The following is a 23601-nucleotide window of genomic DNA, read 5'->3' as shown; positions in this document are numbered from 1 at the left end:
CTCAAGCCTAGCCATCGGCTCCTGCCCTGCACAGGGACTACGCTCCACAGCGACTACTGTGGCCGGACTACTTGCTGAAGTAAGGAATGATCAGGTAGAGCCCGAACAGGACAGCAAGGCCGCAGAGGCCGAAGCAGGCGTATGCCAGGGAGCGCTTTATGCCGGGCGAGGACTGCTCAGCATCACCGGCAATGGCGGTGAGGCGGACACCCAGTGAGTACAGGAACACCACTGTCACGGCGGACACGAGGGTTGCGCCGCCTACTGTTACCAGTTCCAACCACTTCATTGCTCGGAATCCTTCGGATTGTTGGCTTTCGCCCTGGCCTGGGCCCGGGCGAGGCTCTTCTTCTTGGCGAAGCGGACGGCTTGCCCGGCTTCTTCGACTTCCACGGCATTGTGGTGGCCCACATGGGACTTGCGGGAATAGAAGAACATAAACAGCACGGCAGCAGTTCCGGCGACGGCGGCGATCACCACACCGACGACGCCCGTCTTCACGAGCAGGGCGGTCAGCGCGCCCACGATGCCTGCAGCCGGCAGGGTGAAGAGCCAGCCGACAAGGATCTTGCCCACCATGCCCCAGCGGACCGTGGTGCCTTTACGGCCCATCCCCGAACCGATGACGGAACCGGAGGCCACCTGCGTGGTGGACAAGGCGAAGCCCAGGTGCGAGGAGGCCAGGATGGCCGACGCGGTGCTGGTCTCGGCGGCGAAGCCCTGCGCCGGCTTGACCTCGGTGAGGCCGGAACCCATGGTCCTGATGATGCGCCAGCCCCCGGCGTAGGTTCCGATGGCAATGGCGAAAGCACAGGCTGCAATAACCCAGAACTGGGGGCCCGAGCCTGGATCCTGTGTGCCGGCGGCAATCAGGACCAGCGTGATGATGCCCATGGTCTTCTGGGCGTCGTTGGTGCCGTGAGCCAGCGCCACCAGGCTGGACGTGAAGATCTGTCCGTTGCGGAAGCCGCCTCGCTTCTGCGTCAGCTTGCTGCCGGTCTCGGGATCATGGCGTGAGGTCATGGCGTAGGCGAGGCGGGTGCAGATGTAGGCAACAATGCCCGCGATGAGTGGCGCAAAGATGGCCGGGAGGATGACCTTCTGCATGAGGCTTTCGAGGTTGATCGAGTTGAACCCGATGCCCGCGATGGCCGCGCCGATCAGTCCGCCGAACAGGGCATGGGATGAACTGGACGGAAGCCCTTTGAGCCACGTGATCATGTTCCACAGGATCGCACCCATCAAACCGGCGAAGATGATGTCCGGAGTGATCTGGATCCCGTCGGAGCCTTCCCTGATGATGCCGCCGGAAACTGTCTTGGCCACTTCCGTTGACAGGAATGCGCCCACCAGGTTCAGGATCGCCGCGAGAGTCACTGCAGTCTTCGGTTTGATTGCGCCGGTGGCGATGGGCGTGGCCATCGCGTTGGCGGTGTCGTGGAAGCCGTTCGTGAAGTCGAAAAATAGTGCCAGTGCTATGACCAGCGCCACCATTAAGGTGATATCCACCTGTTGCCCAATCTGCAGAGTCGACGTTCAGCAGTTTCTTTCCCCCGCCTGCCCCTGCACAGCATAATTCACCAGCTGTTCGCTTGGAATGACCTGTGGTGTTTGCAGAAGCGGCGTGAAACCTTATAGATCGTACGCGTCCATGGCATCAGGTCAAAACACCGGCTGTTCCAGAAAGGAGCTGACGGCGCCGAGCTCGGCAGGTGAGATTCCGCGGCGCGGGTCAGGTGACACCAGGAGGATGCGCCGTCCCAGGATCCTGGACCACGCCTGCGCCTCCACCTCATACCTGAGTTGGTCATCGATCCACACCACGGCGTCAGGGCCATACCTGTCCATGTCATCCTGGATGGCACGCAGTTTCCACCACCCTTCCCCGTGGGCTTCACCCAGGACTCCTCCTGCGCCTGCTCCTGCTCCTGCCGCCGTCAGGTAGGGCCAGTCCGCCGCGTTGAGGCCAATGGAGGGGCACAGGTACTCGGGTGCAAGGTCCTCCCAGCTGGTCAGCCACACGCACCGGAGTCCGTCAAGGGTGGCGAGTCCGTTCAGTCCGTCGACGAGCTCCTGGGCAAATGCGACTGACAACAGGCCGGCATTGGCGTAACGCCAGGGCGAGCCCCATTCACTGACCCCGGCAGGTCCGAACGGACAGATCACCCCGTCCACGTCGAGGTAAAGGGAGACTCTTTTCACACATGCCTCCCCCGGACCTACCGCTGCGGAGAATCCGATGGGCGGCCGGAATCGAGCATGGGCGCCACTTTCTCCTCCAGCGCGGCAACTGTGGCATCCGGCAGCACTATGAGGCCGTCCAATTCCCGGCGGGCCCGCTTATAGGCAGCCTGCCGCTCCGCGGGGGTGGCGGCGTCGTTCTCGGCGAGCCGCAGCAGCTTCCGGGCCGTGGCCAGCCGCAGACGCTCCGGGCCGGAAAAGTTGGTGTCCCTGATCCGTTTGGCTTCCCGCTCCGCGACGGCGAAGGCCACTTCAAAGGCATTGACCGACGCCCGGTAAGCCTCAAGCCGTGACGGTGCGGTCAGCTCTTTGGCCGCCGAAGGGCGCAGCCCGTCCGCCTCACGTTTGGCCCGCAGGAAAGCCACCGTGAGGGGTTCGCGGACATCAGTCATCAACGGAAAGTCAATCAGCTTGCCGACGTCCAGTTCGTAGTCCAGCCAGCGGCGGTTCACGGCATCATGGGCAGCCATGAGGGACTCGACGTCGGCGATGGCCACCTTCTCGGCCTGCAGGGACTGGTTCCGGAGTTTGTACAGCTCCACCCTGCGCTGATGCCTGCGTTCGGTGGACATCTGCCAGGACTTGGCCCACCCGCCCATCACACCGCTGAGGGGGAAAACCAGCCACCAGTAGTGAGCGAGAAAATCAAAGAGGGGCACCCTTCCATCGTCCCATCGCGGGTGGCCAGCTTCAAGGAACCTTAAGTCAGGGGACCGCCGGGCTGCGCGCCGTTGACATTGACCAGCCACGCCACGCCGAACTTGTCGGTGCACATGCCAAAAATGTCTCCCCAGGGCGCCTGCTCCAGGGGAACAGTCACACTACCGCCGTCGCCGGCCAGTTTGTCCCAGTAGCCGCGCAGCTCGGCCTCGTCGTCGCCGCTGATGGAGACAGAGATTGACCCGCCCGGTGCGTACTCCATGGAGTTGGGGGTGTCGGCCCCCATCAGGACCATCCCTTGCCTGGTGGTCAGCATGCCGTGCATGATCTTGTCCGTCTCGGCGGGGTCCTCGCTCGCCTGGAATTCGCCGAAGGTGCTGAGTGTCAATTCGCCGCCAAAGACGTTCTGGTAGAAGTTCATCGCCTCCCGGGCGTTGTCGCGGAAGCCAAGGTAGGGGTTGAGCACTGTGGGCATGGCTGGTTCTCCTTGAGGTCTTGGTACAGGAAAGAACAGTCAATATCCTGCCCCAAACACGGCGCTGTTGATAGGGGTGAACTGCACTTATCAGCCGTGGCACCGTAGGCTCGGGGTCATGGCCAGATACTTCGACGTTCATCCGCAGGATCCGCAGCCGCGGGCCATCACCCAGGCAGTCCGCATGGTGCTCGACGGCGGGCTGATCGCCTACCCCACGGACTCCTGTTACGCGCTGGGCGCCCAGTTGGGCAACAAGGATGCCCTGGACCGTATCCGGACCATTCGAAAACTTGACGCCAAACACCATTTCACCCTGGTCTGCAAGGATTTCGCCCAGCTGGGCCAGTTCGTCAACATCGGCAATGACGTCTTCCGCAGCATCAAGTCGGTGACACCCGGCAGCTACACCTTCATCCTGCCCGCCACCAAGGAAGTTCCCCGGCGGCTCCTGCACCCGAAGAAGAAGACCGTGGGCGTGCGCATCCCGGACAACAGGGTGGTGCAGGCGTTGCTGGCCGAACTCGGCGAGCCGCTGCTCTCCAGCACGCTGCTGCTTCCGGATGAGGCAGATCCGCTCACCAATGGCTGGGAGATCAAGGAAAGGCTCGAGCATGAGGTGGACGCCGTGATTGATGCCGGTGACTGCGGGGCCGAACCGACCACGGTCATCGACTTCTCCAGCGGCGTGGCCGAGGTGGCCCGTTATGGCGCCGGGGATCCGTCCCGGTTCGAATAGGCCCGCTAGTCCTGTTTGCGCGCCCGGCTGGGCTGCACACGCGGCGGCTCACCCGGCATCTTGGGGTAGTCGGGCGGGAATGGCATCTCTCCCAGTCCTGATGCAAGGTCGCGTTCCCACCACTCCAGCAGGGTGTCGATGGTGCCGGGCTTCGCACCCATGTCCGCCCACGGGTCTCCGACAGTCTTCAGGCGTTCCGGGACGGTGAGGATGGTGAAGTTCTTGGGGTCGGCGGTGCCCAGTTCATCCCACGTGATGGGGCACGATACCGGGGCATGCGGCAGTGCGCGCGGGCTGTAGGCGCCGGCGATGGTCCGGTCGCGGTTGGCCTGGTTGAAGTCCAGGAACACCCGCTGGCCGCGTTCCTCCTTCCACCACGCGGTGGTCACCTTGTCCGGAATGCGCCGTTCCACCTCCCTGGCTGCGGCGATCACCGCGTGGCGGACCTCCAGGAATTCATGAGTCGGCTCGATGGGCGCATAGACGTGAAGCCCACGGTTTCCGGACGTCTTGATAAAGCAGTCCAGTCCTGCCTCCGCCAGCACTTCCTTCAGCACCAGCGCGGCGGGAACAGCGTCATCGAAGTCCGTCCCGGGCTGGGGATCCAGGTCGATGCGCAGCTGGTCTGGATTGTCCGTGTTCTCGGTACGGGAGGGCCAGGGATGAAAGACCACTGTGTTCATCTGCACCGCCCACACAGCGGCTGCCGGCTCGTCAAGGACCAGTTGCGGATGCGAACGCGCGCTCGGGTAGACCACTTTCACCGACCGGACAAAGTCAGGGGTCCCTTTGGGTGGGTTCTTGGAGAAGAACATTTCGCCATCGATGTTGTCCGAGTACCGCTGCAGCGAGACCGGCCTGTCACCGTTGGCCGCTATGAAGGCTTCCCCCACTTCGACGATGTAGCGGGCCAGGTCCAGCTTGGTCAGGCCGAGGTCCGGCCAGAGAACCCGGCTTGGACTGGAGATGCGCATTTCGCGGCTGCCGCTGGGGCCGGGGACGGAAAGGGTGGTCTGTTCGCTGGCCATGGGGACAAGCTACACCCGAACTGCCATATCAGACAGATCCGGCTCAGACAGAGGCGGGCCAACAGGGAGGGCAGACACTTCGGGCTCTGCCGGGAAGGCCCCGGCATCCGGATCGGGCATGATTAGTCCATGCCCGTTCCAGAGTCCTCCCTCACCATTCCCACCGGAGAAACAGAAGTTTCCGGGGTTTATGCCCGCCCTGACAATCCTTCCGCCACGCTGGTGGTCGCCCATGGCGCCGGCGCCGGAATGGAGCACCCGTTCATGCGTGGCTTCACCCGGGCACTGAACGACGACGGCGTGGCCACGTTGCGCTTCAACTTTCCCTACCGTGAAGCCGGCAGGAAGTTCCCCGACAGGCCACCGGCCGCGATCGCCGCCTGGCGCTCAGCCCTCGACGCTGCCCGGTCACGGTCCGGCGGGGAGCCCGTGTGGGCGGCAGGAAAATCCTTTGGCGGCAGGATGGCCTCCATGGCCGTCGCAGAGGGCATGGACGCCAAAGGCCTGGTTTACCTCGGATACCCGTTGCATCCACCGGGCAAGCCGGAGAAGCTTCGGGATGAGCATCTGTACGGACTGGAACTTCCCATGCTGTTCCTGCAGGGAACCCGGGATACGTTCGCCACTCCCGAGCTTCTCGAGGGGGTGGTTGCCCGGATTGGTTCCGGCGCGACGCTTGAGTGGGTAGAAGGCGGCGACCATTCCTTCGCCGTGGCGGGCGCCAAGCGCAGCGCTGAAGAGATCGGGGCCTCACTCGCAGGGCGGGTGGCGGCGTTTATGCGGGCTCATGCCTGAAACAGGGCCGTTCAGGCATGGTTGCCGGCCGGGGCAACGTTGCCCGGCACCGGTTCGTGACGCAGGTAGCTGCGCCGGAAGCGGCCAGTCCCGGCGGTGAGCGCCCGCAGCTGGACGGCGTAACGCAACAATTCGCCGTCGGGCACTTCGGCGATGACTTCCGTGCGTTCGCCGCCTATCGACGTGGTGCCTGTTACCCGTCCCCTGCGGGAGGACATGTCACTCATGACCGGGCCGACGTACTCATCCGGAGTGGTGATGACCACTGAGGAAACCGGTTCGAGCAGCTGGATACGGCCCGCGGCGGCCGCTTCACGCAGTGCCAGCGCGCCCGCAGCCTGGAACGCGGCGTCCGACGAGTCAACGCTGTGTGCCTTGCCGCCCACCAGGGTCACCCGGATGTCCACGACCGGGAATCCTGCCGATACGCCCTTCTGCATTTGGGTACGGACGCCTTTCTCCACGGAAGGAATATAGTGGCCGGGAACGACGCCGCCAACTGTCTTGTCGTGGAACTCAAACCCCGCGCCGCGTTCCAGGGGCTCGACTTCGATATCGCAAATGGCGTATTGCCCGTGTCCTCCGGACTGCTTGACATGGCGGCCGTGGCCCGCGGCCGGTGCCGCGAATGTTTCGCGCAATGGCGTGATCACCGGAACTGTTTCCAGTTTCACGCCCTGGTCCCGCAGCCGGTCCAGGACCACCTCGCCGTGTGCCTCCCCCATGCACCACAAAATCAGCTGGTGGGTTTCGGAGTTGCGTTCCACCCGGAGGGTGGGATCGCCTGCCGCCACTTTCCCCAAGCTCTTGGCAAGGGCGTCTTCGTCACTGCGCGAGGCCCCCTCCACCGCGAGCGGCATCAGCGGCTCCGGCATATCCCACGATTCCACCAGCAGCGGGTTGTCCTTGGCCGATATGGTGTCACCGGTCTCGGCATTTGCCAGTTTGGCGATGGCGCAGATATCCCCGGCAATGCAATAAGGCACGGGTTTGAGGCTGGCCCCCACAGGCGAGTAGAGGTGGGTGAGACGCTCATCGCTGTCGTGGTCCTCATGGCCGCGTTCGGCCAGTCCGCGGCCGCCAACATGCACGGCTGAGTCCTCCCGCAGCGTGCCGGAGAAAACGCGGACCAGGCAGACCCGGCCCAGGAAGGGATCGATGGTGGTCCGGACAACCTCCCCGGCCAACTGTCCCGCAGGGTCGCAGGTGAGCGGGCCGGCAGGTTTGCCGGCCAGATCCGTCGCTTCCGGCAGGCTGCGTTCCACCGGCGAGGGAAACGCACGCGTCAGCATTTCCAGCAGTTCAGTGAGGCCCAGACCGGTTTCCGCGGATGTGGCCAAAACGGGAAAAAAGGAACCGCGTGCCACAGCAGTCTCCAGGTCATCCACCAGGACGTCGACGTCGATCTCCTCGCCGCCGAGGTAGCGGTCCATCAGGGATTCGTCTTCGCTCTCGGAGATGATCCCCTCGATGAGGGTACCGCGCTCGCCCACCGAGGCCGCAAGCTCGTCCGGTGTTGCGGCCCGCACTTCCGGGACAGGGCCACCGCTGGTGTAGTCGGATACGGTGCCGGAGAGCAGCCCCAGCAGCCCTGTGATGGCTGATCCCGTGCGCACCGGCAGATAAGCCGGAACGACGGCGTCGCCGAAGGCCCGGCGGCACGCCTCCACGGTTCCTTCGAAGTCCGCCCGGGGATGATCGAGCCGGCTGATCACCACTGCACGGGGCACATCAACCTGGTCGCATTCCGCCCACAACGCTGTGGTGGCCGCATCGATATCGTCCAGGGCGGACACCACAAAGAGTGCCGCATCCGCCGCGCGGAGGCCAGCGCGCAGCTCGCCGGTGAAGTCCCCGTAGCCCGGGGTGTCCAGAACATTGACCTTGATGCCTTCGAACACCAGCGGGGCAACAGATAACACCACTGAGCGCTGCTGGTGGATCTCCGAGGGCTCGGCGTCGCTGACCGTGGTGCCGTCCTCGATTGAACCCTTGCGGGAGATCACGCCCGTGGCGGCCAGCAGAGCCTCAAGCAGCAGGGTCTTTCCCGCGCCTGAGTGTCCCACGAGCGCAACGTTCCGGACCTTTTCCGGTGCATCTGCCGGCCCTCCCCCGGACCCGTCGGCCCGCCGGAGATCAGAATTAGTGCGGCCGGGGGCCTTGCCCCGGCCGTTGGTGCCTTTCACCGACATGACTGTCTCCTGCCGTCTCAATCGTCAGCCGCCACGCAGCCTTGGTAAGACGATTCGACACCCTCAGGTGACTGAACAGCAAGAGGAAAACGGGTGCCATCGCAAACCCGGGGCAGCGGCGCCGATGTCAGGTGAGACGCTCGGTGAGTGAGTTGTCCGGCCAGGTGGGTGGTTCCCAGTCTTGGTGTTCGCTTTTGTAGTGTCGGCCGGTGGGTGAGGTCCAGCCGGGTGGTTGGTTTTTGCTGGCTGGGGTTGGTTGCCAGGCGGTGTTGTGTTTGAGGTGGTGGTGTTTTCGGCAGGGTTGGCCGAGGTTGCTGATGCCGGTGGTGCCGCCGTCTGCCCAGGCGAGGAGGTGGTCTGCTTCGTTGTCGAGGGAGTGGTTGTTGCAGCCGGGGAAGGGGCATTTGGCGTCGCGGAGTCTGAGCCATTGGCGCATGGCTGTGGTGAGGCGGTAGCTGGTTCTGCCGATTTCCAGTGGTGCGCCGTCGCGGGGGTCGGTCAGGACGCGGTGGAAGGAGTCGGCTCCGTTGGCGACCAGGTTCCGGGCCATGGAGGCGGGGATGGGGCCGTGGCCGTCGAGGGTGGCAGGTTCATCGGTCAGGCCCAGGAGCGAGAAGACGGGCACGGTGACCAGTACCTGGGCCCGCGGCGGCGGGACCTGCCCGGCTGTGCGCTCTGCGTCGTCATCACGAGTGCGCTCTTCGCCGCCAGTGGGCCGGTTCTTTTCGCCGTTCGTGGTTTCTCCGCTGAGGAGTGCGGTGGCGAGGGTGTCGGCGCGGAGTTGGATGAGGGTGCGGGGCTCGGTGGGGCTTTGGAGGGCCCGGGCTGTGGTGGTGGTGTGTTCCCAGATGGCGGCGGCCTGGTCTGCGGGGAGGTAGGCGGAGAGCCAGGCCATGCCGTCGCGGTCCGGGGTGTATTCGACCCGGCGGTCCAGGACGCACTTGGTGTGGCGGGTTTCGATGGAGACGGGGTGGTGGCGTTCGCGCCAGGTCCGGGCCCTGGCGCGGAACCGGGAGGGTGTGAGGTCCCCGGCAAGGCAGCTGCGGGCGGCGTTGGGGGCGTCGGGGTCCAGGAAGTGGGTTTCGAGGGCTGCGGCGCCGGCGGGGCCCAGGCCGGTGGTTTCATCGCAGAGGATCCGGGCGTGCTGCCATGAGATGGCCCCGGCCTGTAGGGCTGTCAGGGTGCGGGGCAGTTCGGTGCTCAGTTGGCGGGACTGGACCAGGAAGGCTGAGGCGGTGCCTTCGCTGATGGTCAGGACACAGGCGACCTCGGCGACCATGCCCATCTCCGCCACAGACTGGTCGTGCAGTGAGGCCGACGGGGGAAGCAGGCGGCGGCAGGCGTCCGCGTAGGTGGCGGCCGCGCGGGCCTTCCGGGCAGCGGCCCGGGCCTCATCACGGGCAGCCTCCGCCATGTCGGCCAGGCATTCCTCGGCCAAATCCCGCAACGGATCAGAACGTGCGTCAGGATCAAAACCGGCGCCAGAGCCTGGCTCAGCATCAAAGTCAGCGCCAGAACTATAACCAGAATCAGAACCTGTGTCGGCAGAGGAGGAGGCTGCTTCGATCAGGACCAAGGCAGCGCCAGGTGCGTCTACTGCCTCCACGACGTCCCCGTTGTCCATACCCTTAGCTTGTCAGTGGGCACCGACATTAACGGTCCCGAACCTCGCCTGCTCCCGGAGACGTCCCGCACCCGCAAACGCAGCAGGAAGACGCACTGAGCTGCTGCGGGGATTATCGGCCCCGCTCGTGCTCGATCCGCCTCGAGTTCATTTGTCTAGCCTAGGCGTCGTCGTGCCACCACCCTTCCCAGGCGGTGGAGGTCAGCTGGCCATGGGGGAACCCGGTCTTGCCGCTTCCGGCCCCATGCGCAGGGCTGTCGTCATTCCGGCGGGCATCGAGCAAGAAGTTAAGGCTGGTAAAAAGCAACATCATTGCGTCCTTCCGTGTCTTGTGTGGACCACGTTGTCCAAGTAACCACGAGCCTAACGGGGGCATGTTTCAGCACGTCGACGCCACGTTTCGTCTATGTATCGGAGTTCTCACGCAGGGCGGAAACCCGCATGAGACTTTGCTGCGTTTCCGCCGACCTCGCTCCGATTGATCTGCCCCAGGCAGGTTACATTTTCCGTTTGGTCCGTGCGGTGGCCGGCGCTGACCACGGGTCCTCAGGCCATGGATGCCTGGGGTAGCGGCCCCGCATCTCCGCCCTGACCTGGGCATAGGGCCCGGACCAGAAAGAAGCAAGGTCGCCCGTCACGGCAAGGGGGCGCCTGGCGGGCGAGAGCAGATGGAACAACACAGGCACCCGCCCGTCCACCAGCCGTGGAGTCTCCGCCCAGCCGAAGCACTCCTGCAGCTTCACGGCGACAACAGGGCTGCTAGCCTGTTGCCGCGCCGCATCTGCCGTAGTTGCAGCATCCGTCGTTGCCTTCTCCGACACCGCGTCCTGCTCAACCGGGGACTCCGACAGGTCAGGGTAATCGATCCTTACCCTGGAGCCGCTGGGCACCTCGAGCCACTCCGGCGCGAGTTCCCCGAGCCTCGAGGCCTCGGGCCACGGCAGCAGCCGCCGGAGTGGGTCGGTGAGGTCTATTCCGCCGGCGGAAGCGCCAGCGGCCAGGGCTTCAAGCTCCGGACCCAGCCAGGTGGTCAGCTTCGCCAGCAATGCCCGCTCGGAAACATCCGGCCAGGGATCGCCGAGTTCCCGGTGCAGGAGGGCGAGCCGACGGCGCAGGGCGTCCGCCGCCGTCGACCAGCCGATCACGCCAAGGCCTTCGGCTGCCAGCGCACTTGCCACGGCCATTCGTCCCTCCTCCGCGGACGGGCGCACCGGCGTTGAGGAGAGGCCGATCGCGCCCAGTCTTCGTTCGCGCCGGGCGGTGATCCGGCCGTTGCTGAATGATGCCGCCACGGAATCGGTGAGCAGGCCGGCAGCCGCCGACTGGGCTATCTCCGCCGTGATGGGCGCGGCGGAGCGGATAACGGCGCCCGTCCCGGCGGCGTCGCGGCCCTGGGCCCGCGAAACTTCAGCGACCGCCAGCCATTCGTGCCCGGAGAGAGTGCTTGCCGCCGGCAGCCCGGCGCGTGTGCCCGAGGACAGCAGGTAACGCTCCTGCACTCCGCCCGGAACGCGCCATGCCACGCGGTCCGGAAACGCCAGGGCGACGACGGCGCCAACAGCTTCCGCTCCGGCGACAGTTCCCATGGCAATGGAAGGCCCGACGCCGGCCCGCTCCTGGCGTGCGATGGCTTCCAACCGCCGGACCTCCTCCGCCCAGCGCCGGGCGGCGGGGTCCTTGCCCCCGCGCAGGATGGCCAGGAGCCGGGTAAGGTCAGCGCCGGGAGCGCGCTGGTCGCCTGAGACCAGGGCGACAGCCTCCGCCGCAGCCCGGTGACCTGTCATGGCAGCGCCATCCAGCAAGGCGCGCGCAAGCCTCGGATCCACAGGGATCCTGGCCAGGATCTTTCCGTGTTCGGTGGCGGTGCCGTCCGCCCGCACGGCACCAAGTTCCCGCAAGACCTCAACCGCGTCGTCCATGGCCTGGCGCGGTGGCACGTCCGGGAGCTGCAGTCCCCGCCCTCCGGGTGAACCCCAGCAGGCCAGAACCAGGGCAGCCCCGGTCAGGTCGGCCACGGCGATCTCAGGGGTGACGTGGGCGGGGGCAGCGCCGAAGGTTCTTTGGTCGTAGCAGCGCACCACCGTGCCAGGCCCCTGGCGTGCGGCACGGCCCGCCCGTTGGTCGGCCGATGCCCGGGAGCAGGAAACAGTCACGAGGCCGGACATTCCGCGGCCGGCGTCGCGCCGCGGTTCACGGGTCAGTCCGGAATCGATAACCAGACGCACGCCCGGAACGGTGAGGGAGGATTCGGCGAGGTCGGTGGAGACGATGACGCGCGGGAGGCCGCCGGGACCCCGCCCTGACACGGCCCGGTCCTGGTCGGCAGGGCTTGCCTGCCCGTGAAGCTCCAGCACCTCCATCCCGGCGCCCACCCGGTTGCGCACCCGGGCAGCAACATAGGACACCTCCCAGGCGCCAGGGACGAAAACGAGGGCGTCGAGGCCGCCGTCGGCCGCGGCTGACTGCAGATACGAGGCCGCGGCGGTGTCCGCCACATGGTCCAGGAAAGAGCGGGTGACGCCCCGGCTGTCCAGCCGTGGCGCCGCGGGAGGTGACCATGCGATCTCCAGGGGGTACAGCGCGGACGGACAGTCGACGACGGGGGCCGGGCGCCCGCCGTCGTCCTGGCCGCCGTCTTCATCGCCGTGGTCCTGATGATCGCCGCTGTCCTGGGGATCAAAGCCCAGCAGCGCCGCGAACCGGGGCGCATCCAGCGTGGCGGACATCGCCACCAGCATAAGATCACCGCGCAACTGGCGGACCTCGGCAAGCATGCCGAGCAACAGGTCGGTTTCCAGGCCGCGTTCGTGGACTTCATCGAGGATCACGGCGGAGGTGGTTTCCAGGCCCGGATCTGCGAGCAGGCGGCGCAGCAGGATCCCTGGTGTCACGAACTCCACCAGGGTCCCCGGGCTCACCTGGCGTTCGCCCCGGACGGTGTATCCCACCCGGTTCCCCACCCTGCTGCCATCGAGGGAAGCCAGGCGCCGGGCCGCCGCGCGGGCTGCCACCCGCCGGGGCTGCGTGACAACCACCCGCGCAGGAGCAGGAGATCCTTCCGCGGCAAGGTTGGCGAGCAGTGGCGGTACCAGCGTGGTTTTGCCCGTGCCGGGAGGGGCCTGGACCACTGCCGTTCCCGCGGCCCCTCCCTGCCGCAGCACCGCCGTAAGCTCCGCCAGCGACTCCGCAAAGGCCAGGCCCTCACCGATACGGGAAAGCTGGAAGAATCCGCTGCCCGGACTGGCCGGGGCATTACGGCGGGGAGGGGTACTCGAAAAGGTCACCAGTCCATTGTGCGCACAGGCCCGCTGACCGGATGCACGGTCAGGAACCAATATGGGTCAGACTTGAATCCGACTACCAGGAAAGCGTGAACAACAGTGATTACCCTCCAGCAGGATTCCGAAGGCTTTATCCGCATGAGCAGGCACTTCCCGGGCAGCGCCGCCATCACCGTCGTCTTCACTGACGGAACACAGGAAGTATTGACCGGGCGCCGTCTCAACGAGGCGTACGACGACGCCCTGGCGGCCTACCGCGCCGGGAATCAGCTGGACGCCAAAGGCTTCTCGCGGGGTCCCACAAAGAAGGTAAATCCGGGGATTGAGTTCGTGCCCGTTCAGCCCGGGATGGCGGAGTAGCGGTTACGGCACTTCCTGGCCGAACGTGGCCGTACGGAGCCTGTACAGCGCGAGGGCCAGCGACAGGCGTACCCGGCCCGGCGCAGTGCGGACGTCAAAGTTGAGCTCCGTGGAGTAGTCAGCAGCCCGGGCCTGGACGCTGGAGTGGTGGAGGCCGGCCTCGTCTGCGACGGCGCGCAGGCTGTTCGCGGAGGCGATGGATTCCAGCAGGCCGAGCGCTTTGGGGTGCTGCCCCACAAGGCGTTTGAGTGCCGTGAGGTCGGGCGTTTCATACGCGGAGGCATCGGCCGCCTCCGCAAACACGAGCAGGCTCCCCAAATCGTCCGCAAGCTGCCGGGGGTGGCGCGGGCTCGTCAGCCGGAGGGCCAGCAGGGCAGTTGCCCACGAGCGGTGGAGCGACTCCGGGGTCATGGCCAGGCCGATCCCCGCCGGGGACGCGTCCGGCGTATTCCGGGCGGTATTCAGGCCGGTGTTCCGGGCGGTATTCCGGGCGGTGTTCCGGCCTTCGCCCCCGTCTGTTGCGGAGGACCGGAGCACCCCTGCACGCACAGGACCTGCGTCTGTGTAGATGACGGCCCTTGGCCCTGCGAGGTCCGTGGACGCCGGAACAGCAATCACCCGGTAGGACGTTTGACGGTCAAGGTGGAGCATGGCGGCCGCATCCATCCGCCTGTCCAAGGGCGCGCTGCCATCCAGGAGCGTTTCGACTGCCCGGCGTGAAGCGGCCACCGGACTGGTGCGGTCCAGGGAGATCCCCAGGGCGATCGCCACCCGCTCAAGGATCATTTCGTCGTTGGCAAAGGGCGGGCCCGAACGCTCGATCCACACCCGGCCGCCGTCGCCGAAAGCGTGCCCGGGCCAGCCGCCGTCGGGTGCTCCGGGAGCCGGAGCCCCGGCGTCGGTCTTCGTTCCGGAGGCGTCAACCCGGAAGGCGGTGCCATCACTGGCATATCCTGCTGGGCAGCCACTCAGGACGGCAGCACCGCTGAGCAGGACCTGGGCGCTGGCATGTCCGTCAACCAGCGCGTCAAAGTACGCGATGACCTTAAGGCTTTCGGACGCCTCAGGATCCAGCGCTTTGAGGCGCCATACCAATCCCTGCATATCTGCCGCTCGTTGATTTAGCTTGTAGCCCGAATTTTACTCCGCCACTAAGGTGCCGGCCTTTGCCGGACGCGTCAGGCGCCCAGGATGCGGCGAACCCACTTCGTCCGTACATCGCGGGCCTGGATCGACAATGCGGCCTGGGGCACGATCATGTCGAAGCCGTGGAATCCGCCGGCCCACACATGCAGTTCGGCGACGCCTCCCACCGCCCAGATACCGGAAGCGTAGGCCACCACTTCATCCCGGAAAACTTCTGCGGTGGCTACATCGATGAACGCGGGAGGAAGGCCTGAAAGATCAGTTGCGCGTGCCGGTGCTGCGTAGATGGACACCTCGGCGGTCTTGCGCCGGTCACCCAGCAAGGCATCCCAGCCGGTGTCGTTGCTGGTGCGGTCCCAGAGTCCAAAGCCGTCAATTTGGTAGCTGGAGACTGTTTCATTGCGGTCATCCAGCATGGGGCAGATCAGGACCTGGCCCGCGAGCGCCGGACCACCCCTGTCCCTCGCCAGAAGGGACACGCCTGCCGCCAGGCCGCCGCCGGCACTCGCGCCGGCGATGATGAGCCGCTGAGGGTCAAATCCAAGCTCTTCCGCATGCGCAGCTGTCCACACGAGGCCCGCATAGCAATCCTCTACCGGGGCCGGGTCCGGGTTTTCAGGCGCCAGCCTGTACTCAACCGACACGGCGACGGCGTCCATCAGCTCGACCCACTCGATGAGCATGTCAGCGCCAAGGAAGCGGTCGCCGATGATCATCCCACCGCCGTGGGTGTGATAGATCCCGGGGCCACCGGGAACGTGCCCGATTTTGGTGAAGATAGACACGACGATGTCAGGAGCGCCCTCGGGGCCTGGGATTATCCGCTCCTCGTGACGGACCGCGTGGCCGGCCAGCTGATCTTCGATGGGGGCGGTCAACGGACCGCCGCGCATACCGGAGATCATGTCCGGCGTCAGGGTTGGATTGAGCAGATCTCCCAACGCAGCGAGAGTTGAACCGAGCTCAACATCGAAGGGTGGGGCTTTGGGGGTTGGAATCATGGTGTCTCCTGGATGGCCGGCCACCGCGTTGTGACCTGAAATTCAGCCTAGGTATTGCCTCCTGGGATTCTAACCGCCAGCCACTCGCAAAGGGCTTCCCTTGAACCGCCAACTGGCGGTCCGGACGCGGGCGGAGGCGGACCCAGGCCCACCGTCTAAACCCTCCTGTCCTAACCTGCAGGCCTCAACTCGGGTGCCGCGCCTTCTGGCCGTCGACGGCCAGGGGAATGACCTCTATCTGTGCATCCGCTCCGGTGTCATGGCCGATCACCAGCAGGACATGGCGGGCGACGGTGCCTTCCAGCGCTTGCGTCACGCGGGCCGCGAGCGCGGACTCCTCATCAGACTCCCCCGGCCCTGAAGGCGCGGGCGGCTGGTGACCGACCTGCTGGGGAATGGCCCGCGGGTGACTGACGCCGTCGGCCCGTCTCCAGACGGTGACTTGCGCGCCGGTGGCCGTTGCAATGGCTCTGGACAAGGCCTCGGAATGGGAACCGCTGACGAGCGTGACGTGGCCGATGGATGGTCTCTTCTCCGTCTTGTCCGTCAGGTCAGCCGCCCCTGCCTCTGCCCCTGCCTCTGCCTGCGGCACTGCCTCCGATTCGCTGTGCTCGTGCCTCCAGAGGGAATAGTGATAGCCCGCAACGAGGCCGGCGGCCACCAGCAGGCCCAGTGGTCCCCGGATACGGTCTACGACGCTGCCCCCAGACACGTCGCCGAGGAAAAATTCGAAGAGACGGTATCCGACAACCAAAAGCGCAACGAGCGCCACCACTGCGCTGATTCCGAAGAAGGCCACAAGGTACACACGCCTGCCCGGAGGATGGGCGGCGCCCGGTTCGTGTTGTTTTGCCGGCTTCCATGCGAGCCACCAGATAGGGCCGCCCACCACCAGCGAGCTGACTCCCCCCAGCAGCAAGGAACGGGAGCCGTCCCCCGCCAGTGCGGCGACTGCAAGCGCCAAGGCGGCGTTGACCACCACGCCAATGCCCGACGCTGCGGCCGCGAGGGCGACGCCTGCTGTCACCAGCCGGCTGGCGCGGACGGTTCCGGCTGCACGGTCAGCGGCGAGAGTGCGGTGGTACCGCCAGATCAGGGCGCCGATGGCGGCGGCAGCCACCGCCGGACCAAGGGGTGCCAGCATTACCGTGTCAGGGTCCGTCCTGTCGAACGCCAGCCTCAGGAGGGCAAACAGCGCGACGCCGGCGCCGCCCAGTGCCGTGATGCCGGCGGCGAAGACACCCACGGCGACAACCGCGACGTCGGCCAGGCCGGTCTTGAGGCGGCTGCCGGGATCCCGTTTCCAGTGCCACCACCACACGGCAGTTCCGCCGACGGCCCAAACTGAAGCCTGAAGCACAGCCTGCCACCACGGCTCCACCGCCGTCGTGAGTAAGGTGATGCCGCGGATGGCATCGTCGAGCAACCTGCCCAGCGCTGTGATCCCTCCGGCCGCGCCGACCATCAGCCCAAAAACTGCACCCACAACGGACGGGACGTCCTCAAGGCTTCGCGGTCCCCTGGCCGGATGCCGCCACATCCACCGGTGCCAGGCCCACACCGCGCCCCAGACAACTCCGGTGGCCAGTGCCGAAGACCACCGCGGCTCCGAGCCGTCGACTAAGGACGCGGCCCATCCCAGCAGCGCCGTGGTGAAGATGATGAGGGCGATCGTGTACATGGCGGCAACGTAGAGGCCCCAGCCCACCGTGCCGCGTTCGTCGCCGTCGTCCAGCTTTTTCCAGACCAACCACCAGAGCAGAAGCGCCAGCGGCCCTCCAATCAGCGTGAACGCCAGCGCGCGGGCAAGCCCGGTGACATCGGTGGACGCCATTTCTGAGCCTGAACTGAAAAGGCGCTCCAACAGGCCGGCGAGGCCTGTGGCCGCCACGAGCACCAGGATAAACAGCAGCACGTACAGGATCAGTCGCCGCAGCACCTGTTGGGCTGTGCCTGCCACCGGGACAGCGGACGGTGTGACGTCAGGTGCTGCCGAAGGGTTCATGGCATTGGACTTGCTGGCCTGGCAGGCGCCCCGCCGCAGGACATCAGCTGGTAGGGCGCCTGGTTCACCTTCCACCTGCCGCCATCCTTCACAAGGGAGAAGGCCTCTTCCATCTCGAACTCGGAGGGCCCAAAGGGTCCTCCCGGAGAGGAGTGGACGATGGAGACTCTAACCGTAGCCGAGTCCCCGCGCTCGCTGGTGGAGACCAGAACCACCCTGGTGGCTTCGGGTGGCCCGAAATATCCGTTGCAGCGGCCCCGGGCTTCTTCTGTCAGGAACGTATCGGCTGTGGCGGTGTCCCCGGTAATGACCGCTGTGCTGTAGCGCTGGACTACCCCTGCCGGCGTCGATTCGTCCAGCTCCTGCGGCGCTCCGCGGAAGAAGACGACGGCCAGCGCGGTGATTACCAGCAGCGCAATGGCGGCCAGGATGGCGAGGAGGATCCGGTCTGGTTTTCTCGCCGCAGCGTTCATGCCGCCAGTATGACCTACCCGGCCGCCTCGGGACCATGCTCTTGTGTGACGGAGCACGCTGCAGTCGACCCATCCCTGGCAGTAATGTGACCGGCATTACTTGACGACCTCATTGTTAGCGTTCACACTTGCTGGCAGAGCGATCGCTCACTGATGCAGCAATGGTGTTGTTGGGGGTCCTGCCTGCCCGTCAGTACCGAGTCACCACTTACCTGATCCTCGGCCTGCGGGCAGAAAGAAGGCGCACCGATGCGACCCGTACGTTTGCTAACCAGGGCTGCTGCCGCAGGGGCCGTCGCCTCTGCGCTTGCCCTGACCCCACTGGTCCCGGCACTGGCCGAGACGTCCCCGGATCCCAGGCTTGTACTCCAATACGCGCTGGACCAGACCAGCGGGAGCGTCGCCGTGGACACCTCCGGAAACGGGCGCAACGGGGCGGTGGTCAACGGCGGCACCTGGACAGGCAGCGAAGGCCTGAAGCTGGACGGGGTTAATGACTACGTACGCCTTCCCGACAACATCATGCAGGGCCTGTCTGCCATCACCGTCAGCACCGAGGTGCTGATCGCGCCTGCCCAGGCCACGCCATACTTCATCTACGGCCTGGGCAACACCACATCCAACGCCGGCAACGGATACCTGTTCACCACCGGTGACAGCTACCGCACCTCCATTGCCTCCGGCAACTGGTCCACCGAACAGACGCTTTCCCAGAACCAGGCCCTGGCCCGCGGTGTCTGGAAGACCATCACGTACACACTTTCCAATGGGACAGCGACGCTCTTCCTGGACGGTGTGCAGGTGGGGCAGAAGACGGGAGTCACCATTACGCCGGGGAGCATCGGAAGCGGCCTGACCACCGCGAACTACCTGGGCCGCTCGGTCTACACAGCGGACAGATACCTGTCCGGATCGGTGCGCGATTTCCGGATCTACAACACCGCCCTGACGCCAAGCGAGGTGGCCGCATCCGTCGCGCCAAGCGACCAGCTCCGGAAAGACCGGGACGTCGCCGCCCTCAGCCTGGGCGACCTGTCAGCCGTCACAGCCAACCTGTCCCTGCCCGCAAGCGGCGTCAACGGCTCCACGGTGGCCTGGGCCTCCAGCGACCCATCAGTGGTTACTGCTGCCGGAGTTGTTACCCGCCCGAGTGCTGCGCAGGGTGCCGCAACCGTGACGCTGACGGCGACCGTTACCCGCGGTGAGGCATCCGGAACCAAGGTGTTCAGCGCAACCGTGCTCCCCGCCGAATCCGACCAGGAAAAGCTTGCCGCCGCCACCGCTGCCCTGGTGCTTCCCGCCGTCGATGACGTCCGCGGAAACATCACCCTGCCGCCCACCAGCGGCCAGGCAGCGGTAACGTGGCAGTCTTCAAACCCCATTATCGATGCCACCGGCATTGTTAACCGCCCGGCCGCGGACACCGACGTCGTCCTGACCGCAACCCTGACCGTCGGGGCAGCCAGCGGAACAAAACAGTTCACGGCCCGGGTGAAGGCAAAGCCGGCAGTTGCCCCCTACGCCGGATACGCGTTCGCGTACTTCACGGGCAACAGCATTGCCGGCGAAAACATCTATATGGCCGCCAGCCGCGGAAACGATGCCCTCCACTGGGACGAGACCAACGGCGGCAAGCCGATCCTGACCTCAACCATGGGAACGAAGGGCCTGCGGGATCCCTTTGTGATCCGCGCCCCCGAAGGCGACAAGTTCTACATGATCGCCACCGATCTTTCCATCGGCAGCGGCACGTCCTGGGATTCCTCCCAGCGCCAAGGCAGCCAATACCTGGAAGTCTGGGAATCCTACGACCTCAAGAACTGGTCGGAGCAGCGGCACGTCAAGGTGTCCCCGGCCACGGCCGGCAACACCTGGGCGCCGGAGGCCTACTATGACCAGGGCATCGGCGCGTACGTTGTGTTCTGGGCATCGAAAATCTACGCCGAGAATGATCCCGGCCACACCGCCGGCGTCGTCAACAAGATGATGTATTCGACAACCCGGGACTTCCGCACCTTCTCCGAAGCCAAGGTCTGGAATGACCCCGGCACGTCCGTCATTGATTCGACGGTCATCAAGGACAAGGACACGTACTACCGCTTCACCAAGGACGAAGGCGGAGTTTCGGGCTGCGTGGACATCATGCAGGAAAAGTCCAACAACCTGCTGGCCGTCGACCTGCCCGGCAGCAACCCAAGGAACTGGGCACTCCAGAGCTCCTGCATCGGCAAGAACGCAGGAACGGCAGCGGTGGAAGGTCCAACCGTGTTCAAATCCAACACCGAGGAAAAGTTCTACCTCTTCCTCGATGAGTTCGGCGGCCGCGGCTACATCCCGCTGGAGAGCCCGAGCCTTGAAACACCGGCCTGGAAGCTCTCCGCCAACTACGATCTTCCCGCCAGCCCCCGCCACGGAACCGTTCTTCCGGTAACCCAAACCGAACTGGACGCGCTTCGGCAGACACCAAAACCCGTCCAGGCGAACGCAAACGGTGAAATCCTGCGCTATGCCTTCGATCAGGGATCCGGAACGGACGTGGCCGATTCCTCCGGCAACGGCCTCAACGGAAAGATCGTGGGCGGCGGCAGCTGGCAGCCGGACGGTGCCCTCAAGCTCGACGGCACCACCGGTTACGTGGATATCCCGGACAACATCCTCTCCGGCGTCCAGGACATCACAGTGGAGGCGGACGTGCTGGTCAGCGCCGCGCAAAGTGGGGCGTACTTCATCTACGGATTCGGCAACACCGACGCCGCCGGCGTGGGCAACGGGTACATGTTCGCCACGGGAAATTCCGTGTACAAGACGGGAATCGCCTCCGGAAACTGGACCACCGAACAACTCGCCAACAGCACTTCAGCCCTCCCCCGGGACTCGTGGAAGCATCTGGTGTACACGCTCAAGGGCACCGTCGCCACCGTGTACCTTGACGGTAAAAAGGTGGGCGAGAACCTGAACGCCACCCTGAACCCCGGGGACATCGGATTCGGCAGCACCACGTCGAACTACCTCGGCAAGTCCGTCTACAACGCGGACAGGACCCTCAACGGCTCCCTCCGCGAATTCGCCATCTACAACCGGGCATTGTCAGCGGAGGAAGTACAGAAGATTTCAGGCGACCAGGCCGGCCTCGGAGATGTTTCCCTGGCTGACCCCAGCCTCCTGAAGGTGGCGCCCATCGTGGACAGCACCAGCAGGAAAGTCACTTACCCTGTCAAGCCGGGAACGGATGTGGGCAAGCTGGCTCCCACCTTCAGCCTCTTCCCCGGGGCCGTCTCCAGCCCGGCTTCCGGGGCAGCCGTGGACCTGGGCAGCCCGGTCACCTACAAGGTGACAGGGCCCGATGGTTCGACGGCGGAATGGACCTTTGCCGCTCTCGAAATGAAGAGCCCGGTCCTGCCCGGCTACACGGCCGATCCCAACATTGTGGTGTACGGCGACACGTACTACATCTATCCCACCACCGATGGAATTGCCTCGTGGGGAAGCACTAAATTCTCTGTCTACTCCTCGAAGAACCTTGTGGACTGGACAGATGAAGGCGTAGTTCTGGACCTGGCGAACGTCAGCTGGACGCATTCCAACGCATGGGCACCAACGGCAACATCGAAGAATGGAAAGTACTACCTCTACTTCTCTGCGGGTCAAAGCATCGGTGTGGCCGTGGCTGACTCACCCAAGGGGCCGTTTGTGGACTCCGGCGCTCCCCTGGTGGACAAGGCCGCGTACGGCGGCGCCCAACAAATTGATCCTGCCGTTTTTACCGATAACGACGGCGTGTCCTACCTGTTCTGGGGCAACGGCACGGCGCGCTACGTGCCCCTGAACGCGGACATGGTGTCCTACACTGCAGCGAATGTGAAGACCATTTCCGGCCTGAGCCAGTTCCGGGAGGGCCCGTTCGTCCACCAGCGCAACGGCACCTTCTACATGACCTATTCAATCGATGACACCCGGAGCGAGAACTACCGCGTCGGCTACGCCACGGCCAGCAGCATCGCCGGTCCGTGGACCTACAAGGGTGTCATTCTCGAAAAGAAGCCCGAACTGGGAATCCTTGGCACCGGCCATAACTCCGTTGTCCAGGTGCCGGGCACGGACGACTGGTACATCGTCTACCACCGTTTTGCCATTCCGGGCGGAGACGGGATGCACCGGGAGACCACCATCGACCGCCTGACCTACGCTGCGGACGGATCCATCAAACCGGTGGTCCCCACCCTTGAAAGCGTCGGGCCCCAGTTCGCTGACACGTCCGCCCCGGTGGTAGCCCTGGCCACTTCCCCTGCAGCACCCAACGGTGCCGACGGCTGGTACCTGGATCCTGTCACCATGAGCGCCAATGCCACTGACAACTCGGGCGCAGCTCCCACGGTGGAGGTAGCTGTCGACGGCGGCGCCTGGGTTCCGTACTTGTCCTCCTTCGAGGTGGCGTCCGACGGTGCCCACACCATCAGGGCACGGGCAACCGACGCGGCCGGAAACACCTCCGCGGAAGCATCCGTCGCTGTGAAGATTGACAGGACGGCACCGCAGGCAGGCGCAAGCCTGGATGAGGACCGGACGCTGACCCTCACCGCCACCGATCCGTACTCCGGCGTCGCTTCGCTGGACTACCGGGTCGGGACTGCCGAATGGCTGCCTTACACAGCGCCTGTTCCCGCGGGGCGTACGGCGGCCACCGTGGAGTTCCGGGCCGTCGACAAGGGAGGCAACGCCGCCACCGGCACGGTGGATGTGCCCGCTCCGGCCGGCCAGTCGATCTCCTTTGGTGAGATCACGCCCAAAACCCTTGGCGATTCTGACTTCACCATCAGCGCCACTGCAACGTCCAACCTGCCCGTCACCTTCGCAGCCTCCGGAGCATGTACCCTGCTGGACGCCTCGGTTCACCTGACGGGGGCGGGCACGTGCAGCATCACCGCCCGGCAGGAAGGCAGCGCGCGCTTCCTGCCTGCACCTGAGGTGGTTCGTTCATTCGAGGTCAAGGCGCCTGTCCTGGACAGCTTTGACCGGGCCAACGGCGGCGTCGGCAGTGCGTGGGGCGGCGAGAACGGACGCCAGGCCTACGTCATCAAGGACAAAGCCTTGAACCCGCTCCTGGGCGGCACCCTGCTCCATTCCGCGACCTTCGGATCAGACCAGACAGCGTCACTGACCTTGAAGACCATCGCGGCCAAGTCGGTCCAGGGCGTGGTACTCAAAGGGCAGTCCGGCAAGTCCTTCCTGACGGCAGGTGTGTCGGCGCTCTACGACGCATCCGCCAGGACCGTCCGGGTCTCCACGCTGGGCGTTGATAAGAACGCCTGGTACTCCTATGGCGACATTCAGGCCTCGTTCGCGGCCGGCGACGTCCTGACGGCGAAGTACGTGGATGGGACCGTCACGGTCTACCGCAATGCCGACGTCGTGGCTTCGGTTCCGCTGCGAACGGCGGATGTCCAGTTCTTTGCCGGGAAGGCCGGAAAGACCGGGATCTCGTCCACGCTGGCAACGGGCAGCATCCTGGATGATTTCCGGGCCGCGGCAATCGCCCGGTAGCGCAATCGCCAGGTAGCCAGGCACGCCAACCACGCCAACA

At 65.4% G+C, this 23601-nt stretch carries 18 protein-coding genes; 4 read left to right on the top strand and 14 right to left on the bottom strand.

Annotation, left to right across the window (positions count from 1 at the left end; translation table 11 throughout):
- Positions 1-67 precede the first annotated feature (67 nt).
- The 5 genes from F8G81_RS12545 to F8G81_RS12525 all read right to left on the bottom strand — a co-directional run bounded on the left by F8G81_RS12545 (position 68) and on the right by F8G81_RS12525 (position 3376).
- Positions 68-289: a hypothetical protein gene (locus F8G81_RS12545; RefSeq protein ID WP_267275069.1), complete on the bottom strand. Its 222-nt coding sequence runs from the start codon at positions 287-289 to the stop codon at positions 68-70.
- Entirely contained in the window at positions 286-1509 is a 1224-nt protein-coding gene (locus tag F8G81_RS12540) for an inorganic phosphate transporter (RefSeq protein WP_323809184.1), read from the bottom strand. Before F8G81_RS12540 ends, F8G81_RS12545 begins: the two co-directional genes overlap by 4 nt.
- A 153-nt stretch (positions 1510-1662) precedes the next feature.
- The gene (locus F8G81_RS12535; RefSeq protein ID WP_267275068.1) at positions 1663-2202 is read right to left on the bottom strand and encodes an HAD domain-containing protein; all 540 of its coding nucleotides are present in this window, start codon (positions 2200-2202) and stop codon (positions 1663-1665) included.
- A gap of 17 nt (positions 2203-2219) precedes the next feature.
- The gene (locus F8G81_RS12530; RefSeq protein WP_267279202.1) at positions 2220-2840 is read right to left on the bottom strand and encodes a hypothetical protein; all 621 of its coding nucleotides are present in this window, start codon (positions 2838-2840) and stop codon (positions 2220-2222) included.
- A 101-nt stretch (positions 2841-2941) separates the two neighbouring features.
- Positions 2942-3376 carry a VOC family protein gene (locus tag F8G81_RS12525; RefSeq protein ID WP_267275067.1) on the bottom strand — a complete coding sequence of 145 codons (435 nt, stop codon included), beginning with the start codon at positions 3374-3376 and terminating at the stop codon, positions 2942-2944.
- A 118-nt stretch (positions 3377-3494) separates the two neighbouring features.
- Between F8G81_RS12525 and F8G81_RS12520 the strand changes: the two genes are divergently transcribed.
- A complete protein-coding gene (locus F8G81_RS12520) occupies positions 3495-4115 on the top strand; it encodes an L-threonylcarbamoyladenylate synthase (RefSeq protein WP_267275066.1) in 621 nt (206 codons plus the stop codon).
- A 5-nt stretch (positions 4116-4120) separates the two neighbouring features.
- On the opposite strand, the gene ligD is transcribed toward F8G81_RS12520, so the two are convergent.
- Positions 4121-5143 (bottom strand): non-homologous end-joining DNA ligase, encoded by a 1023-nt coding sequence (gene ligD / locus F8G81_RS12515; protein WP_267275065.1) that lies wholly within the window; start codon positions 5141-5143, stop codon positions 4121-4123.
- A 129-nt stretch (positions 5144-5272) separates the two neighbouring features.
- Between ligD and F8G81_RS12510 the strand changes: the two genes are divergently transcribed.
- Positions 5273-5938 carry an alpha/beta family hydrolase gene (locus tag F8G81_RS12510; protein WP_267275064.1) on the top strand — a complete coding sequence of 222 codons (666 nt, stop codon included), beginning with the start codon at positions 5273-5275 and terminating at the stop codon, positions 5936-5938.
- A gap of 11 nt (positions 5939-5949) precedes the next feature.
- Here the strand turns inward: F8G81_RS12510 and F8G81_RS12505 are convergent, their stop codons facing one another.
- From F8G81_RS12505 to F8G81_RS12490, 4 genes are all read right to left on the bottom strand, one after another.
- The gene (locus tag F8G81_RS12505) at positions 5950-8130 is read right to left on the bottom strand and encodes an elongation factor G-like protein EF-G2 (RefSeq protein ID WP_267275063.1); all 2181 of its coding nucleotides are present in this window, start codon (positions 8128-8130) and stop codon (positions 5950-5952) included.
- A gap of 127 nt (positions 8131-8257) precedes the next feature.
- Complete coding sequence (locus F8G81_RS12500; RefSeq protein ID WP_267275062.1) at positions 8258-9754, bottom strand: HNH endonuclease signature motif containing protein; 1497 nt, start codon at positions 9752-9754, stop codon at positions 8258-8260.
- A gap of 160 nt (positions 9755-9914) precedes the next feature.
- Positions 9915-10064: a hypothetical protein gene (locus F8G81_RS12495; protein WP_267275061.1), complete on the bottom strand. Its 150-nt coding sequence runs from the start codon at positions 10062-10064 to the stop codon at positions 9915-9917.
- A 187-nt stretch (positions 10065-10251) separates the two neighbouring features.
- Positions 10252-13038, bottom strand: a complete 2787-nt coding sequence (locus tag F8G81_RS12490) for an ATP-dependent RNA helicase (protein ID WP_416377049.1) — start codon at positions 13036-13038, stop codon at positions 10252-10254.
- A 96-nt stretch (positions 13039-13134) separates the two neighbouring features.
- Between F8G81_RS12490 and F8G81_RS12485 the strand changes: the two genes are divergently transcribed.
- Complete coding sequence (locus F8G81_RS12485) at positions 13135-13395, top strand: hypothetical protein (RefSeq protein ID WP_267275060.1); 261 nt, start codon at positions 13135-13137, stop codon at positions 13393-13395.
- Between the two features lie 3 nt (positions 13396-13398).
- Here F8G81_RS12485 and F8G81_RS12480 read toward each other — a convergent pair whose 3' ends face one another.
- The 4 genes from F8G81_RS12480 to F8G81_RS12465 all read right to left on the bottom strand — a co-directional run bounded on the left by F8G81_RS12480 (position 13399) and on the right by F8G81_RS12465 (position 18020).
- Complete coding sequence (locus F8G81_RS12480; RefSeq protein WP_267275059.1) at positions 13399-14499, bottom strand: hypothetical protein; 1101 nt, start codon at positions 14497-14499, stop codon at positions 13399-13401.
- 74 nt (positions 14500-14573) lie between these two features.
- The gene (locus F8G81_RS12475) at positions 14574-15542 is read right to left on the bottom strand and encodes an alpha/beta hydrolase (RefSeq protein ID WP_267275058.1); all 969 of its coding nucleotides are present in this window, start codon (positions 15540-15542) and stop codon (positions 14574-14576) included.
- Positions 15543-15726: 184 nt separating this feature from the next.
- Positions 15727-17547 (bottom strand): DUF5671 domain-containing protein, encoded by a 1821-nt coding sequence (locus F8G81_RS12470; protein WP_267275057.1) that lies wholly within the window; start codon positions 17545-17547, stop codon positions 15727-15729.
- Entirely contained in the window at positions 17544-18020 is a 477-nt protein-coding gene (locus tag F8G81_RS12465; protein ID WP_267275056.1) for a hypothetical protein, read from the bottom strand. Before F8G81_RS12465 ends, F8G81_RS12470 begins: the two co-directional genes overlap by 4 nt.
- Positions 18021-18269: 249 nt before the next feature.
- On the opposite strand from F8G81_RS12465, the gene F8G81_RS12460 reads away from it, so the two are divergent.
- On the top strand, positions 18270-23561 hold the full coding sequence (locus tag F8G81_RS12460; RefSeq protein WP_267275055.1) for a family 43 glycosylhydrolase: 5292 nt from the start codon (positions 18270-18272) through the stop codon (positions 23559-23561).
- Positions 23562-23601 lie beyond the last annotated feature (40 nt).

This window comes from Arthrobacter sp. CDRTa11 (genome assembly GCF_026427775.1).
GTDB lineage: Bacteria > Actinomycetota > Actinomycetes > Actinomycetales > Micrococcaceae > Arthrobacter.
Note: the sequence above shows the minus strand (reverse complement) of the source record. Positions and strands in the feature narration are given on the sequence as shown.

Excerpts from the sequence above, each read along its gene's own strand:
- F8G81_RS12545 (WP_267275069.1), bottom strand. The coding sequence starts at position 289 with ATGAAGTGGTTGGAACTGGTAACAGTAGGCGGCGCAACCCTCGTGTCC.
- F8G81_RS12530 (WP_267279202.1), bottom strand. The coding sequence starts at position 2,840 with ATGGGCGGGTGGGCCAAGTCCTGGCAGATGTCCACCGAACGCAGGCAT.
- F8G81_RS12525 (WP_267275067.1), bottom strand. The coding sequence starts at position 3,376 with ATGCCCACAGTGCTCAACCCCTACCTTGGCTTCCGCGACAACGCCCGG.
- F8G81_RS12520 (WP_267275066.1), top strand. The coding sequence starts at position 3,495 with ATGGCCAGATACTTCGACGTTCATCCGCAGGATCCGCAGCCGCGGGCC.
- ligD (WP_267275065.1), bottom strand. The coding sequence starts at position 5,143 with ATGGCCAGCGAACAGACCACCCTTTCCGTCCCCGGCCCCAGCGGCAGC.
- F8G81_RS12510 (WP_267275064.1), top strand. The coding sequence starts at position 5,273 with ATGCCCGTTCCAGAGTCCTCCCTCACCATTCCCACCGGAGAAACAGAA.
- F8G81_RS12505 (WP_267275063.1), bottom strand. The coding sequence starts at position 8,130 with ATGTCGGTGAAAGGCACCAACGGCCGGGGCAAGGCCCCCGGCCGCACT.
- F8G81_RS12500 (WP_267275062.1), bottom strand. The coding sequence starts at position 9,754 with ATGGACAACGGGGACGTCGTGGAGGCAGTAGACGCACCTGGCGCTGCC.
- F8G81_RS12495 (WP_267275061.1), bottom strand. The coding sequence starts at position 10,064 with ATGTTGCTTTTTACCAGCCTTAACTTCTTGCTCGATGCCCGCCGGAAT.
- F8G81_RS12480 (WP_267275059.1), bottom strand. The coding sequence starts at position 14,499 with ATGCAGGGATTGGTATGGCGCCTCAAAGCGCTGGATCCTGAGGCGTCC.
- F8G81_RS12475 (WP_267275058.1), bottom strand. The coding sequence starts at position 15,542 with ATGATTCCAACCCCCAAAGCCCCACCCTTCGATGTTGAGCTCGGTTCA.
- F8G81_RS12470 (WP_267275057.1), bottom strand. The coding sequence starts at position 17,547 with ATGAACCCTTCGGCAGCACCTGACGTCACACCGTCCGCTGTCCCGGTG.
- F8G81_RS12465 (WP_267275056.1), bottom strand. The coding sequence starts at position 18,020 with ATGAACGCTGCGGCGAGAAAACCAGACCGGATCCTCCTCGCCATCCTG.
- F8G81_RS12460 (WP_267275055.1), top strand. The coding sequence starts at position 18,270 with ATGCGACCCGTACGTTTGCTAACCAGGGCTGCTGCCGCAGGGGCCGTC.